This window comes from Niveispirillum sp. FG148 (assembly GCF_057809655.1).
The window spans coordinates 39,958-54,084 of the sequence record NZ_JBMDKJ010000038.1 but is presented as its reverse complement, the minus strand read 5'-3'; the positions used below and the strand labels follow the sequence as shown (position 1 = coordinate 54,084).

Here is a 14,127-nt window from a genome sequence, read left to right as displayed (position 1 = left end):
CCCCCCCCCCCCCACGGTCCCGTCCATCATGCGGCGCAGGGCGCCGCGGGCACGCGACAGACGGGATTTTACAGTACCGATGGAAATGTTCGCGCGATCGGCTGCCTGTTCGTAACTCACGCCCTGCAGGCCGATCATCACCACCATATCGCGCTGTTCGGCCGGCAGTCGGGCCATCGCCCGACGCAGATCGCGGAGTTGCATCCGACCGGTCTGGCGCGGCGGCGTGTGAGCCATATCGGCAATGTCGCAATCCTCCAACGCGACCAGCGGCCGTTGTCGGCGCAGACCGTTGATGTGCAGATTGCGCAGCATCGTCGTCAACCATGCCCGGAGATTGGTACCTTCCTGCCAAAGATGCAGGCGGGTCAGCGCCCGCTCAACGCATTCCTGCGCCAGATCATCCGCCATTGCCGAGTCACGGCACAGGGACAAGGCGTACCGGCGCAGATATTCCCGCTCTGCGGCGACCCGGGTCGCCCAACTGGTCGCCACGATCGACCCGGATGGGTATTGCTTGCTGCTGCCCATGTCCATCTCCTCTCACAGAAGGGGTTGAAGTCGGCAAGATCAGTATTCGTATCGAAATTAGAAATTTCTTTAACGCAAATGGCATTGATATGGCGAACTTATGGCAAGTCCGTCGCGATATCTTCACCATCTCGGTCGATTTACGCTTGCCGTCCTCCCCATAATTCCCGGTAAACAATGGTCTGATTAAGGCAAAGTGCCATTTATTCAGAAGAACTTTAGCACGATACAATTTGTCATAAGCCGATCTATTGTGCTTCACGCAAGCCATTGGAAAGATCGCCCAGTCGCGCTATATCGACCGGACAGGATTGCCGCTTGGTCGGATGCCGGGAATGCAAGGGGCCTAACCGTCCGGTTGGATGGTGATTTTGGCCGCGAGGTATTAAGGTGCTCCGCTTGCGCGGCGATGTCGGTGTACACATTGCCGCCACCGATCCTGTCGTGCTGCCTGCCAAGGACCCGCTATGTCGCTGCCCCCGCATGAGCCGACGAAAGTTCCCACCCCGCTACGTCCGCTGAACGAGGCGACGGTGCTGTCGGTGGTTCTGCCAATGCATAATGAAGGGGCCAACATCGAGGCCCTGTTTCAGCGCCTGCAGCCGGTAATGGAACGCTTGGGCGTTCCCTACGAGATCGTGTGCGTCGATGATGGATCGCGAGACGACACATGGGCGCGCCTGCAGATAGCCCACTCGGCCAATTCCCGGATCCGCCTGCTGCGTTTCAGCCGGAATTTCGGCAAGGAAATGGCCATGACCGCCGGGTTGCGGCATGCGTCGGGCCGGGCCGTAGTCCTGATGGACAGCGACCTGCAGCACCCGCCGGAGGTTATCGAGGAATTCTACGCGCATTGGCAGGCCGGCGCGCAGGTCGCTTATGGGGTGCGTCGCAGCCGTGACACAGACCCTCCCCTGCGCCGCTGGCTGACACGCCGCTTCTACAATCTGCTGGACCAGATGTCAGAAGTGTCTTTGCCGCGGGATGCGGGTGATTTCCGGTTGATGGACCGTGCCGTGGTCGATGCGATCAACCAGATGGGCGAGCGCACGCGTTTCATGAAGGGGCTGTACAGTTGGGTGGGATTTCGGCAGGTCGCGGTTCCTTTCGAAACGGCCCCCCGCCATGCCGGCGCGTCGACCTTCAATAACTGGCGTCTGTTCCGATTTGCGCTCGACGGGATCGTATCCTTTTCCACGGTGCCTTTGCGGATCTGGTCATGGCTTGGTCTGGCAGTGGCTGCGATTGCGGTGCTGTATGGCGGTATCATTACGCTGAAGACGATGATCTTCGGTATTGATGTGCCGGGCTATGCCTCGCTGATGGTGGCAACGCTTTTCCTGGGCGGGGTGCAGTTGATCTGTCTTGGTGTGCTGGGGGATTATCTTGGCCGGGTTTTCACCGAGGTGAAGGGCCGTCCGCTTTATCTGGTGTCCGACAGTGTTGGCTTTGCCGCGACCGGTACCGTCGCTGATGAAGCCCGATCGGATCACCGACACGCCCCGGTGGCGGCGGCGCTGCCCGAACGGCGCAGCGGGGCCAACTGACCGTCATCATGGAACGCCCTCGCGCAGACACCGCCCCCTTCTGGGATGGGGTGGGACAGTTCGCCTTGGCCGCCGCGCTTCTGTTCGTGGCGGCGACCTTCAAGCATTACGGCATCACCTGGGACGAGCCGCTGCACCTTGAAAATGGCTGGCGCGCGCTCGACTGGTATCTGTCGGGGGGCACCGACCAGCGGGTGCTGGGCTTTCAGAACCTCTATCTCTATGGCGCGTTGTACGACACGGTGGCGGCAGCGGCCGGCGCCATGCTGCCCTTCGACGCCTATGAGACGCGGCGCCTGATCGGGGGCCTTGTCGGCGTCGCGGGGTTGGCCGCTGTACGCGCACAAGCGCGCATGCTGGCGGGCCCCCGCGCGGGAGCCTTGGCCGTGCTGCTGCTGCTGCTGACGCCGGAATGGATGGGGCAATCCTTTGCCAATCCCAAGGACGTGCCCTTCGCCACAGCCGCCGCCTTCATGGCATTGTTCCAGGTCCGTCTGATCCGCGACCTGCCGCGACAGAAGGCGCGCACCCTGCTGGCCTATGGCACTGCGTTCGGTGCAGCGCTTGGCATTCGCGTCGGTGGTGTGGTGCTGATCGGTCCCCTTGGCATCGCCTGCCTTTACTGGCTGGCCCAGCAGATGCGTGACCGGCCGCTGCCTCTGGCACTATGGGACGGGGTAAAGGCCGCCGCACGGCTGGTCCCCGCCTTCCTGCTGGCTTGGCTGCTGATGCTGGCCTGCTGGCCCTGGGCACAGCTGGATCCCCTCTCGCGTCCGCTGGAAGCGCTGGCCGGCTTTTCTCACTTCCCCCTTCAATTCAGCTTTCCCTTTGCCGGGCGCACCCTCGTCACCACCGATCTGCCATGGTGGTATTTGCCGGTTGCGTTCGGGGTGAAGCTGCCGGAGCTGACGCTGGTCGGACTGGCGATTGCCACCGGCATGGGCCTGCAGGCCCTGCGGCGGCCGTTGACCCTGCTGCCGGAACGGGTTGGGCTGGCGGTCGCTATCCTGTTGCCACCGCTCATCGTTATTGTTACCGGCGCGGTCCTCTATGACGGCATCCGCCATATGCTGTTCCTGTTGCCGCCGCTGTCAGTCGCAGCAGCCATCGGGCTGGACCGGCTCGCCACGGTGCTGAACCGTGAGGGCGTGCGATCCCACATCCCCCATATCAATATGCTGGCCGCCGCCGCCCTGGTCATCTGGGCCGGGGCACAGGTCGTGGGGATGGCCCGACTGCATCCGTACGAAGCCATCTGGTACAACCGCCTGGCGGGCGGAGTGAAGGGTGCAGCGGGCCGGTTCGAGCTGGATTACTGGGGCAGCCCCCTGTCCGAAGCGGCGGAGAAACTGCGCGACCAGATCATCGCGGCCGAAGGCTCCGGTGCGATTGCCCATCCGTACAAGGTCCGCATCTGCGGGCCGCATGATTCTGCGCTGCACTTTCTGCCGCCAACCTGGAAGGCGCCCCAGGATGGCCATGGTGAAGCAGACTTCTATCTGGCATTCACCCGCAGTTCCTGTGGCCCCGTGCCGGAGGGCCGGGAAATTCTACGGGTACAGCGGATGGGGGTGACGCTGGCCTATGTCCTGGACCTGCGCCACCCGCCATCAGCGCACTGAGCGTTAGAAAGCAGCCGCCGTGCGGTGCGTTTCCGGCATCGGCTCGTTCTGAAGCCGGTCAAGCTGTTCGACCACCTTTTCGGATGCGGCCTCGACCAGTTCAATCTCCGCCATGGCCGCATCCAGGTTACCGACATTGAACAGTTCCACGGCGCGTATGCCATGTTCATGCACGGACCGGTGCGGCGCCTCCAACGCTGCAAAGGCCGGATGACCACGCAAGGGCAGCGAAGCCGGGCCATAATACCACTTGCCGAGGCGGCAGCTGTCATGCCGGGCAAGTTCGTCGGCGCGCAGGGACTGCAACCCAACGACCATGTCAGCCAGACGCTTCTTCCACATGATGTGGTCGACCTTGGCGATCTTGACGATCTTGTTGGGGATGTCCTGCTTCATCAGGTCGGAAAGCTGCTTGCCCAGCAGCGCTTCCACCCCCTTCGTCGCGTCCACATTGCGCAGGATGGCCTGGCTGTTGGACGCGGCACGGCTGGCAATATCGGTCACGCCGTGCGCCACCTCCTGTGCAGCGGCCGTCTGCTGGTGCAGGATGGCCGCAATCTCGGCCATGCGCTCCGTCGTGGTGTCCACGCGGCGGGTCACGTCGTTGATGCGGTCCGACACGTCGCGCATCTGTGCCTGACCGGCGGTCACCGCGCGCGTGCCCTCGTGCATCGATCCCACAATGGCCCCCATTTCATCGCGCAGGTGGGCCAATCGGGTCCGGATATCCTCCGTGGCCTTCGCGGTCTGGCTTGCCAGACTCTTCACCTCCGACGCCACGACGGCAAAGCCCTTGCCGGCCTCACCCGCCCGCGCCGCCTCGATCGTCGCGTTCAGGGCCAGCAGGTTTGTCTGCGCGGCGATGGCTTCGATGCTGCCCAGAATATCCTGGATGCGGTCCGACGCTTCTGACAACTCACTGACGCGCGATGCACTGTCGGCCACGGCGCTGGCGATCGCATCCATGCGGTTGACCGCGTCGGCCACCGCCTTGCGCCCACCCTCCGCCACGTCATGCGCTTCTGACGCCAGTTGGGCGACTTCCTGGCTTCGGGTCGAAATCTCATGGACGCCGGCCACAGTCTCTTCCGTCGCGGCAGCGATGGCCTGGGCCTGCTGGTCGACGGCCCGCAGCTGTCCCACCATTTCCGCGTTGGCAATGGAGGCATCGTTGATGGCCGCCGCCACATCGACGGTGCGGTCCATCAGATTGGTGGCAAAGGTCCCCATATCAGGCGCCTTGCCGGCCGCACCGGCCTGCGCAGCCGGTGCCCCCAGCAGGGTCACCAGGGCGGTGCTGAACAGTTGTCCCAGTTCCTGCACACCGCCTTCCACGCGCTTGGGATTCCAGCGACATTCCGCCACAAGCAGCACCGCGAGATCGGCCTGGGTCACGGCAAAGGCGCTGGCAACCTTATCCGGTGTCACGCCCGCACCCCGCAGGGCATCCGCCAGCGTCATGTTTTCCTGCTCGGTCCCGCGACCGGCGATCAAGGCCGCCAGTCGCTCAGCACCAACTTCCGGGACGTCGCGCCCCTCAACAAGGCGACGTTGCAGATTCTGAACCGCACTATTGAAATTAGCACCCAACCGCTCAAGAACCTGGGCACTCCCGCCTGCAACCCGCCCCTTCATTTTCTGTCACCTGTTTTTCGCATTTCCCGGCGATTTATTAACAGGTTCGTTAGGGTCTGGGAACAAACCTATACTTTTTCGCACTGCGATATTTATTGCCTCAACGCAGCAATGACAGGAATCGGAGTGTGGAAGCCAGGTCCGCTCGTTGGTTGGCACGGCGGTCGGCGGCTTCCCAGTCCTCACCCCATTTCTCAATCTGGTAATTCTCATCCAGTTGCGCCAGATCGAAGGCCTGCTCGGCCGTCAGATGCCCGTCGACGACGGCCAGTGACACCAGCAAAGAACCGGTAATACCGATACAGTTCTGCAGCGCCGTCAGCTGCCATTCATCCAGGGCGTCGATGGCGGCGCGCAGGGCCTTCAGCGCGCTTTGCGGCTGCGGCTTATGGATGATGCCGCTGGTGACCAGCAGATGGGCGTCGTACCGGTGTGCGGCCCAATCCAGCAACGGGTTCCACAACTGTGCCTGCCGTTGCACCAGTTCCTCCGGCTCCTCGGCGCGATAACAGACCAGTTCACTGCCGCCATATTCGGCGGCCGCCGATGCGACCTCCGGCAACCGACCGCGCACGCCGTCGATGCTGGTGCTGGCCAACTGGGTCAGCGGCATGGTGGCCGGCTTGATCTCTTCCCCCTGCGCTGCCCACTCCGCGGCGATGGCGTCGGCCAGCCTGCGCGTGGGAACGGTCAGCGGCAGTTTGGCTGGGGTGCGGACGGGCTTGCCGTCCAGGGCGATGCCGAATTCGCCTTCCACGCCGCTGACGGCAATCTGCTTGTAGAAACGCTTCATTGGCCGTCACCCTTCGTCAGCAGCGCCATCACCGCGCCGGGCAATGCTGCATAATCATCAACCAACCGGTCGGCCCCCGCCGCCAGCAACTCCGCGCCGTCATGGTAGCCCCAGGACACGCCGACGGACCGTACACGCGCATTCCGCGCCATCAGAATATCGAAACTGGTATCGCCAATGACGACCGTCGCATCAGCTGGCGCCCCGCTTTCGGCAAGGGCGGCGTAAACCATGTCCGGGCTTGGCTTGCCGGCCACCCGGTCACTGGTCTGCAAGGTCACGAAACGCTGCGCCAACCCGTGATGGGCCAGGGTCGCGTCCAGACCACGCCGGCTCTTGCCCGTGGCGATCCCCAGGACGAATCCGGCCGCCTCCAGCGTGTCCAATGCAGCCGTCACCCCATCGAACAGCGGCTCCGGATGGGTGCCGGCCAGTCGGTTGCGATAGAAAGCCGCCTTGTACGCCTCGGCGATGGCTTCATGCGCATCGGCCTCAAGATCGGGTGCCAATCGAGCCACAGCCTCCACCAGAGGCAGGCCGACGACACGGCGCACTGCCAGGGACGGTGGCGGAAGCAGCCCATGGGCATCGAACCCCGCCTCCATGGCGGCGACTATGGCATGCTGACTGTCGACCAAGGTGCCGTCACAATCAAAAAGGGCAAGTTTCAGAGCGGACATGCATCAGGTCCTGTCAGCGAACGTTGCGCGTTGTGCTACTACTGCGTTGCCGGGGTGTCGAGGGGCACCACGCTCATGCGCCATATGTGAAGGATGCGGACAGGATGGGGATGCCGGGCATGCGCTGGACAATGGTTGCGGGAATATTGCTGCTCTCCATGGTGTCCGCCGCGCACGGCGCCGAACGCGGTACGCCGGCAGCGGTGGAAGATCCCGTGTTTGGCCTGCTTCCCGACAATCGCGGCGGCAGACTGGAAGAAATGCCGGCAGCGGTTCGCCAGGCCTGCGGCCTGCGACCGGAAGGCCGTTTCTGGGTCATTGCCCACGCCAGGGCCAACGACCGCGACATCTATATCGCCACGGGTGTCACGCCCGATCGCGGTAACGAACCCGCGGGCTTCACGCTGGAACTGACCGGCCAGGGCTGCAAGGCCGGCACCGCGCAATGGATGTTGAGCGGTCATCCGGCCCTGGGAACGCCGGTGCAGGATGAAAACAGCTACTTCACCCCGGGCTATGACGCGCCCCGCCTTTGCCGTGACGGCGAATGCCATTACGTCCTGCGCTCGCAGATGGAGGAAGGCGTACTGCGCGGCTTGGTGCGCGACGCCATCCGCCGCAGTGCCGTCGCCTGGGGTGGGGAGCAGGCACTGCGGGCCAAGGTCTGCATAGGCGAGGCCCTGTTCAGCCGGGCTGATTACCCGATCCCGTCGCAGGAACTGGACTGGTTCTGCACCCAGCGTTGAGGGAGGTTTTCCATGTCGCCCAGCGCCCGCATCATGGTCAGTGTTCTTACGCTGACTACCGGTATTGCAGCGTGCGCGGGAACTCCGATCGAGCAGATGGCCCTTGCCGTTGAACATCCCATGCTGGGCGTGGTCTTCGATACCAAGGGCACCCGTTTCGAACACCTTCCCGCGGCAGTCCATAAAGCCTGCAAGCTGGACAAGATGGCCCGCTACTACATCATGGCGCGCCTCACGTCCGGGGACACGGACCTCATCGTGACCATCGGACGTCTGCCTGGGCCGGATGACAACATGTTCGGCCAGGCACTGGAGATCAAGGGCGACCATTGCAAGGAAACGGATTCGCTCTGGATGCAGATGGGCTGGTTGCCGGCTGGGACGCTACCGGACAGCGCACCGACAGCGGGCCTGACACCCGGTCGGGACGCGCCTGAAATCTGTGTGAATGGTGAATGCCACTATGTCCTGCGCTCCCAGGCGGAGTTAGACCGCTTGCGTGCGCTGGTGCAGGACGCACTGAAACGGGCGGAAACCGCGCTGGGTGGAAAGGACAATGTGAAGCGAGACCTGTGCGGTTCCAGCGTTCCGTCCGACAAACGTATGCCCGAGGTCGGCAAGATACTCACGGCCTATTGCCAGCCGTGAGCACCGATGCGGAGGATCAGTCCAACGCCGTGAACGGATCTTCCTTCAGATTTGTACTGAAACCGAAATAATCCCACGCCGGCCGCATATGTTCCGGTAGCGGAGCGGTCACGTCGATGGTGCCACCGCGCGGATGCGGGATGATGATGCGACGGGCATGCAGGTGCAGCTGCCGCTTCATGTCGGCGCCATCGATGAAGGCTGCCTGGCCTGCATATTTGCCATCGCCCAGGATGGGCGTGCCGATGGCATTCATGTGGACACGCAGCTGATGCGTGCGGCCCGTGCGCGGCCACAGGGCCACGAAGGCCGCCTTGCGGTGGGCATGTTCCAGCACGGTGTAATAGGATTGGGCGCGCTGGCCGTTGCGCTCATCGACCATCATCCGCTCACCGCCGGCCGCCATTTCCTTGCCGATGGACAGGTCGATGCGGCCCTGGTGCGGTTCGGGCACGCCAACCGTAACGGCCCAATAGATCTTGCGCGCGTCGCGGCCCCGGAAACTCTCCGTCAGGCGGGTGGCGGCAAAGGCGTTACGGGCCAGGACCAGACAGCCGCTGGTGTCCTTGTCCAGCCGGTGAACCAGCTTGGGTCGGCCCGGCGCGTCGAATTTCAGCAGGTCCAGCATGGCGTCCAGATGCTTGGCCTGGCTGGTCCCCCCCTGCACGGCCAAGCCCGCCGGCTTGTCCAGCACCATGACGTCGGCATCGCGGTAAAGGACGCAGGCGCGCAGGGCCGCAATTTCCTTGTCGCTGAACACCGGCTTGCGGGCCGTTGCCTCTTCGGCGTTCACCGCCGGGGCCGGCGCGTCGGGCAGCGGCGGAATGCGCACGGCCTGCCCTGGCACCAGGCGCGTGTTGGCATCGGCCCGCTTGCCGTCCACCCGCACCTGCCCCGTGCGCAGCAGCTTTTGCAGCACGCCATGGCCGACCTGCGGAAAATGCCGCTTGAACCAGCGGTCCAGGCGGACATCGACCTCGTCGTCCGTCACCATCCTCGTCTCTACGGCCTTCGCGGGACCGCGCGCATCACCGGCATCGCTCATGCCGTCACCATCCGTACAAAATAGAGCCCGGCGAACAGTCCACCGATGCCGATAACCAGGGACGACAGCAGATAGGCCGCCGCCGTCGTGAAATCCCCCCGCTGCACCATGGACGCCACATCCAGCGAGAAGGTGGAAAAGGTCGTGAACCCGCCCAGAATGCCTGTGGTCAGGAACAGCCGGATTTCCGTGGGCAGTGTCCAGGCATGGGCCATGGCGCCCGCCAGCAACCCCATGATGGTGGAGCCAACGATATTCACCGTCAGCGTCGCCCAGGGGAAATCGCTGCCGAACAGCCGTCCGAACACTTCAGCAGTCAGATAGCGCGCCACGGAGCCGAGCGCACCACCGAATGCGACATAGAACACCATCTTCATGCGCCGACCCCGAATATCCAGCCCTCGCGCCGGGCAATGTCAGCCGACATTGCCGCCGGCTGCCAGACACTGTCATGTGCCACCAACCGCGACAGGCCGGCGGCCGTGATGATGGCATCCCCGATGTGATCGTCAAACTGTTCCGGCATGTCGGATGACAAGATGCAGCCGAAATGGCCGACGCCGGCCGCCAGCGCCGCCCGGTCCGTGATCTTGCGCACGCCACCCAGCGCCTGCTTGCGGAACAGGGTCGGGTAGATCTCCATCACCACGCATTGGCCGGGTCCCGGCATTTCTGCCGGCCACACCACCAGACGGTCTCCCAGCAGGCCGCGCAGCCGCTTCAGGGTGCGCATGCCGGCCAGCGACGCCTTGCCAACCTGCTTCGACGCTGCCGCCAGCTTGAACAGCGATACCGGCGTGCCCGCCCCGGTCTCTGCTGCCACGATCTCCGTCCGTCGCCTTTTGGTCGACCCATCGCCCCAATGGGCGGGTGTCGATCCGTTGACCCAGAAGCTGGGGGCCAGGCGCGGGTCACTGACGGCTGGACCGGCGAAATCATCGTCTGCCCCTGCACTGGCCCGATCGACCAGATCCCACAGGGCAAACATGTCGGTGACATCGGGCACCCGCCCGTCGAGATAGCCCACACCGGGCACATAGGGCATGGCGAAACCGAAATCGAAGCCGGCCAGCACCCGCGCCCCACCGGCCGCCAGGGCGGCGATGCGGTCCGCCACTTCCGCCCGGCGCCAGAACCGGTCGGAAGGCCACAAAGGCCGCACCAGACCTGCCCGGTCACAGGCAGCGACCGCGACAGCCCGGGCTGGCTGCGCCCCCGTCCAGTCGATCCCCAGGATCACATCGAAATCGTTGCACATGCCAAACCGTTCCATTGCACTTGTCCCGGTAGCATCGCATCATCCAGCCATGCAACCGGGAGGATTCCATGACCAGCATCTATGACTTTACCGCCAAGACCCTGGACGGCAAGGACGTGTCCCTGGGCGACTGGCGCGGCAAGGTGCTGCTGATCGTGAATACCGCCAGCAAGTGCGGCTTCACCTATCAGTATCAGGGGCTGGAAGCGTTGCATCGCGATTACGCGGCGCGTGGGCTGACCATCCTGGGCTTCCCCTGCAACCAGTTCGGCCATCAGGAACCGGGCGACGCGGCGGAAATCGCCAATTTCTGCTCCCTGACCTATGATGTCACCTTCCCCATGTTCGCCAAGATCGACGTTAACGGGGACAATGCCCATCCGCTGTACAAATGGTTGAAAACGCAGAAGCGCGGCTTTCTGGGCACCAGCGGCATCAAGTGGAACTTCACCAAGTTCCTGGTCGACCGCTCGGGCAAGGTGGTCGGCCGCTTCGGACCCACGACAAAGCCGGAAGCGCTGACCACGGCCATCGAGGCGCTGCTGTAAAAGCGGGCAAAGCTTGCCATCGGGATTTCCCGGACGCACCATGGGCGAACCTGAAACAGGACGCATCACCATGACGCATCTGGGAAATTCCGCCGCCAGCCGCGACGTCGCCTATCACCTGCACCCCTATACCAACCTGAAAACGCACGAGACCAGCGGACCGCTGGTCATTGCCTCGGGCAAGGGCGTCACGGTCACGGACGAGGCCGGCAAGGACTATATCGAGGGTGTCGCGGGCCTCTGGTGCACTTCGCTGGGCTTTGATGAGCCACGCCTGGTGGAGGCCGCCATCCGGCAGCTGCGCACCCTGCCCTTCTACCACGCCTTCGCCCATAAATCGCACGAACCGGCCATCGATCTGGCCGAACGGCTGATCAAGCTGGCGCCCGTGCCGATGAGCAAGGTGTTCTTCGCCTGCTCCGGGTCGGAAGCGAATGACACCGCCGTCAAGCTGGTCTGGTATTACAACAACGCCATCGGCCGGCCGCAGAAGAAGAAGATCATCGCCCGGCAGAAGGCCTATCACGGGGTCACCGTGGCGGCCGCCAGCCTGACCGGGCTGGTCAATTGCCATCGTGATTTCGACCTGCCCATCGCCGGCATCCTGCATACCGACTGTCCGCACCATTATCGCTATGCCGATCCGGGCGAATCGGAGGCAGACTATGCCACGCGCCTGGCCGACAATCTGGAGGCCCTGATCCTGCGGGAGGGGCCGGAGACGGTCGCCGCCTTCTTCGCCGAACCGATCATGGGGGCGGGTGGTGTCATCCTGCCGCCGGCGACATATTTCGAGAAAATCCAGGCGGTCCTGAAAAAGTATGATGTGCTGCTGGTCGCCGACGAGGTGATCTGCGGCTATGGCCGCACCGGCAACATGTGGGGCAGCCAGACCTATGGCCTGAAGCCGGACATCCTGACCTCGGCCAAGGCCCTCACCTCTGCCTACATGCCGCTGTCGGCCGTATTGGTGTCGGATGCGATCTATCGCGCCTGCGTGGATGAAAGTGCCAAGATCGGCACCTTCGGCCATGGCTACACCTATTCCGGCCATCCGGTCAGTTGCGCGGTGGCCCTGGAAACCCTGAAAATCTATGAGGAGAGGGACATTGTCGGGCATGTGCGGAGCCTTGCGCCCCACCTGCAGAACGGCCTGCGCGCCTTCCGTGACCACCCGCTGGTAGGGGAGGTGCGGGGCATCGGCCTGATCGGCGGGGTGGAACTGGTGGCTGACAAGGCGACGAAGCGCGCCTTCGACCCGTTGCTGGGCGTGGGTGCCAAGCTGGTATCGTTCAGCCACCAGCATGGCGCCATCCTGCGTCCCATCGGCGACAGCATCGGCTTCTCCCCGCCCCTGATCATCAGCGAGCAGGAAATAGAGACTCTGCTGTTCCGGTTCGAGAAATCGCTGGCCGATACGGCAGACTGGCTGACCCGCGAGGGTGTGAAGCTGGGCTGACCATCCGTCCAGCGCATCGCCGCCATCCACAGCGTGGTGGGTGGCGGCGACCTCTCTTGGACGAAATGATGAATTGACCGAAATCAAAGCGGTGTTAATCGTTTCGGGCCATGGTTTCGACCACTGGCCCGTCGGCAATGTCGGGACCCGGCGCGACAAGCGGTCGCGAGGGGTTTTGCGGTTCCCACCTTTGGGGTAAGAAACAAGGGTGGACATTCGGCACAGTCGGCGTGACACTTCCGGTGGCGTGAACGGGACAACGGCCCATGGATTACGAGAATTTTTTCAAGACCCAGATCGATGGCCTGAAGCGCGAGGGGCGATACCGCGTCTTCGCCGATCTGGAGCGGCGTGTGGGGGACTTCCCGACCGCCACTTTCCATGGTGAGGATGGCCCGCCCAAGGATGTCACCGTCTGGTGCTCCAACGACTATCTGGGCATGGGCCAGCATCCGGTCGTTATCGGGTCCATGGTCGACAGCCTGCACAAGTGCGGCGCCGGCGCCGGTGGCACCCGCAACATCTCCGGCACCAACCACTACCATGTGATGCTGGAACGCGAGCTGTCCGACCTGCACCATAAGGAAGCCGCACTGCTGTTCACCTCGGGCTACATCAGCAACGAGGCGACGCTGTCCACCCTGCCGCGCATCCTGCCGAATTGCGTCGTCTTCTCTGACGCGCTGAACCACAATTCGATGATCGAGGGCATCCGCCACTCCGGCGCGGACAAGCATATTTTCCGGCACAATGATGTGGCCCATCTGGATGCCCTGCTGTCGCGCTATCCGAAGGAACAGCCCAAGCTGGTGGCCTTCGAAAGCGTCTATTCCATGGATGGCGACATCGCCCCCATCAAGGAACTGTGCGACGTTGCCGACAAGCACGGCGCCATGACCTATCTGGACGAAGTGCATGCCGTCGGCATGTATGGCCAGCGCGGCGCCGGTGTGGCCGAGCGGGAGGGCGTGATGGATCGCCTGACCGTGATCGAAGGCACGCTGGGCAAGGCTTATGGCGTGATGGGCGGCTATATCACAGGTTCGGCCGCCCTGGTCGATTGCGTGCGCAGCTTCGCCCCGTCCTTCATCTTCACCACCTCGCTGGCCCCGGTGCTGGCGGCGGGTGCGCTGGCCTCCGTCATGTTCCTGAAGGAGCATAACGAGATCCGCATCCGTCATCAGGAACGCGCCGCCACGCTGAAGCGCCGTCTGGCTCAGGCTGGCCTGCCGGTCATGCCGTCGGTCAGCCATATCGTGCCGCTGCTGGTGGGTGATGCGCACCTGTGCAAGCAGGCCAGCGATGACCTGCTGCGCTATCACAACATCTATGTGCAGCCGATCAATTATCCGACCGTGCCGCGTGGCACGGAACGGCTGCGCCTGACGCCCACCCCCTTCCATGACGACCGCAAGATGGACCATCTGGTCGATGCATTGCTGTCGGTCTGGAAGAACTTGGAACTGAAGTGCGCCGCCTGACGGCATCGCATTTTTAACCTGAAGGGACCCGGGGTGCCGCCGCGCTCCGGGTCCTTTTTGTTTCAATCCCGGTCCCTGTCCGATTGGTCATCGTTGCCCCCTTGAAGAGGGCGGGGCCGACGGGGTACAGGGAT

Annotated in this window: 14 protein-coding genes; 7 read left to right on the top strand and 7 right to left on the bottom strand. The window is 63.6% G+C overall.

Features of this window, described 5'->3' with window-relative positions; all coding sequences use genetic code 11:
• Window positions 1-531 (bottom strand): sigma-70 family RNA polymerase sigma factor (locus ACODTW_RS25450; protein ID WP_488948947.1); only part of this gene is annotated, 531 nt, incomplete at its 3' end.
• 467 nt (window positions 532-998) lie between these two features.
• Here ACODTW_RS25450 and ACODTW_RS25445 point away from each other — a divergent pair.
• Both ACODTW_RS25445 and ACODTW_RS25440 read left to right on the top strand, forming a co-directional pair.
• Window positions 999-2,078 (top strand): glycosyltransferase family 2 protein, encoded by a 1,080-nt coding sequence (locus ACODTW_RS25445; RefSeq protein WP_488948946.1) that lies wholly within the window; start codon window positions 999-1,001, stop codon window positions 2,076-2,078.
• Window positions 2,079-2,086: 8 nt separating this feature from the next.
• The gene (locus tag ACODTW_RS25440; RefSeq protein WP_488948945.1) at window positions 2,087-3,700 is read left to right on the top strand and encodes a glycosyltransferase family 39 protein; all 1,614 of its coding nucleotides are present in this window, start codon (window positions 2,087-2,089) and stop codon (window positions 3,698-3,700) included.
• A 3-nt stretch (window positions 3,701-3,703) separates the two neighbouring features.
• Here the strand turns inward: ACODTW_RS25440 and ACODTW_RS25435 are convergent, their stop codons facing one another.
• The 3 genes from ACODTW_RS25435 to ACODTW_RS25425 all read right to left on the bottom strand — a co-directional run bounded on the left by ACODTW_RS25435 (window position 3,704) and on the right by ACODTW_RS25425 (window position 6,808).
• Window positions 3,704-5,161 (bottom strand): methyl-accepting chemotaxis protein, encoded by a 1,458-nt coding sequence (locus ACODTW_RS25435; protein ID WP_488948944.1) that lies wholly within the window; start codon window positions 5,159-5,161, stop codon window positions 3,704-3,706.
• A gap of 274 nt (window positions 5,162-5,435) precedes the next feature.
• Window positions 5,436-6,128, bottom strand: coding sequence for an ATP12 family chaperone protein (locus tag ACODTW_RS25430; RefSeq protein ID WP_488948943.1), 693 nt, complete (start codon window positions 6,126-6,128; stop codon window positions 5,436-5,438).
• A complete protein-coding gene (locus tag ACODTW_RS25425) occupies window positions 6,125-6,808 on the bottom strand; it encodes an HAD-IA family hydrolase (RefSeq protein ID WP_488948942.1) in 684 nt (227 codons plus the stop codon). Before ACODTW_RS25425 ends, ACODTW_RS25430 begins: the two co-directional genes overlap by 4 nt.
• A gap of 119 nt (window positions 6,809-6,927) precedes the next feature.
• Between ACODTW_RS25425 and ACODTW_RS25420 the strand changes: the two genes are divergently transcribed.
• Together ACODTW_RS25420 and ACODTW_RS25415 are read left to right on the top strand one after the other, a co-directional pair.
• The gene (locus ACODTW_RS25420) at window positions 6,928-7,554 is read left to right on the top strand and encodes a hypothetical protein (RefSeq protein WP_488948941.1); all 627 of its coding nucleotides are present in this window, start codon (window positions 6,928-6,930) and stop codon (window positions 7,552-7,554) included.
• A 12-nt stretch (window positions 7,555-7,566) separates the two neighbouring features.
• Complete coding sequence (locus tag ACODTW_RS25415) at window positions 7,567-8,202, top strand: hypothetical protein (RefSeq protein WP_488948940.1); 636 nt, start codon at window positions 7,567-7,569, stop codon at window positions 8,200-8,202.
• A 16-nt stretch (window positions 8,203-8,218) separates the two neighbouring features.
• Here the strand turns inward: ACODTW_RS25415 and ACODTW_RS25410 are convergent, their stop codons facing one another.
• Genes ACODTW_RS25410 through ACODTW_RS25400 form a run of 3 tightly spaced genes read right to left on the bottom strand, consistent with a single transcriptional unit; the run spans window position 8,219 to window position 10,505 of the window.
• The gene (locus ACODTW_RS25410; RefSeq protein ID WP_488948939.1) at window positions 8,219-9,247 is read right to left on the bottom strand and encodes an RluA family pseudouridine synthase; all 1,029 of its coding nucleotides are present in this window, start codon (window positions 9,245-9,247) and stop codon (window positions 8,219-8,221) included.
• Entirely contained in the window at window positions 9,244-9,624 is a 381-nt protein-coding gene (gene crcB / locus ACODTW_RS25405) for a fluoride efflux transporter CrcB (protein WP_488948938.1), read from the bottom strand. Before crcB ends, ACODTW_RS25410 begins: the two co-directional genes overlap by 4 nt.
• Window positions 9,621-10,505: a hypothetical protein gene (locus ACODTW_RS25400; protein WP_488948937.1), complete on the bottom strand. Its 885-nt coding sequence runs from the start codon at window positions 10,503-10,505 to the stop codon at window positions 9,621-9,623. Before ACODTW_RS25400 ends, crcB begins: the two co-directional genes overlap by 4 nt.
• 68 nt (window positions 10,506-10,573) lie before the next feature.
• On the opposite strand from ACODTW_RS25400, the gene ACODTW_RS25395 reads away from it, so the two are divergent.
• The 3 genes from ACODTW_RS25395 (at window position 10,574) to hemA (ending at window position 13,993) form a co-directional block, all read left to right on the top strand.
• Window positions 10,574-11,053, top strand: coding sequence for a glutathione peroxidase (locus ACODTW_RS25395; protein WP_488948936.1), 480 nt, complete (start codon window positions 10,574-10,576; stop codon window positions 11,051-11,053).
• A gap of 70 nt (window positions 11,054-11,123) precedes the next feature.
• Window positions 11,124-12,512, top strand: a complete 1,389-nt coding sequence (locus tag ACODTW_RS25390; RefSeq protein WP_488948935.1) for an aspartate aminotransferase family protein — start codon at window positions 11,124-11,126, stop codon at window positions 12,510-12,512.
• Between the two features lie 266 nt (window positions 12,513-12,778).
• On the top strand, window positions 12,779-13,993 hold the full coding sequence (gene hemA / locus ACODTW_RS25385) for a 5-aminolevulinate synthase (RefSeq protein WP_488948934.1): 1,215 nt from the start codon (window positions 12,779-12,781) through the stop codon (window positions 13,991-13,993).
• Window positions 13,994-14,127 lie beyond the last annotated feature (134 nt).

Excerpts from the sequence above, each read along its gene's own strand:
- ACODTW_RS25445 (WP_488948946.1), top strand. The coding sequence starts at position 999 with ATGTCGCTGCCCCCGCATGAGCCGACGAAAGTTCCCACCCCGCTACGT.
- ACODTW_RS25440 (WP_488948945.1), top strand. The coding sequence starts at position 2,087 with ATGGAACGCCCTCGCGCAGACACCGCCCCCTTCTGGGATGGGGTGGGA.
- ACODTW_RS25435 (WP_488948944.1), bottom strand. The coding sequence starts at position 5,161 with ATGACGCTGGCGGATGCCCTGCGGGGTGCGGGCGTGACACCGGATAAG.
- ACODTW_RS25430 (WP_488948943.1), bottom strand. The coding sequence starts at position 6,128 with ATGAAGCGTTTCTACAAGCAGATTGCCGTCAGCGGCGTGGAAGGCGAA.
- ACODTW_RS25425 (WP_488948942.1), bottom strand. The coding sequence starts at position 6,808 with ATGTCCGCTCTGAAACTTGCCCTTTTTGATTGTGACGGCACCTTGGTC.
- ACODTW_RS25420 (WP_488948941.1), top strand. The coding sequence starts at position 6,928 with ATGCGCTGGACAATGGTTGCGGGAATATTGCTGCTCTCCATGGTGTCC.
- ACODTW_RS25415 (WP_488948940.1), top strand. The coding sequence starts at position 7,567 with ATGTCGCCCAGCGCCCGCATCATGGTCAGTGTTCTTACGCTGACTACC.
- ACODTW_RS25410 (WP_488948939.1), bottom strand. The coding sequence starts at position 9,247 with ATGAGCGATGCCGGTGATGCGCGCGGTCCCGCGAAGGCCGTAGAGACG.
- crcB (WP_488948938.1), bottom strand. The coding sequence starts at position 9,624 with ATGAAGATGGTGTTCTATGTCGCATTCGGTGGTGCGCTCGGCTCCGTG.
- ACODTW_RS25400 (WP_488948937.1), bottom strand. The coding sequence starts at position 10,505 with ATGTGCAACGATTTCGATGTGATCCTGGGGATCGACTGGACGGGGGCG.
- ACODTW_RS25395 (WP_488948936.1), top strand. The coding sequence starts at position 10,574 with ATGACCAGCATCTATGACTTTACCGCCAAGACCCTGGACGGCAAGGAC.
- ACODTW_RS25390 (WP_488948935.1), top strand. The coding sequence starts at position 11,124 with ATGACGCATCTGGGAAATTCCGCCGCCAGCCGCGACGTCGCCTATCAC.
- hemA (WP_488948934.1), top strand. The coding sequence starts at position 12,779 with ATGGATTACGAGAATTTTTTCAAGACCCAGATCGATGGCCTGAAGCGC.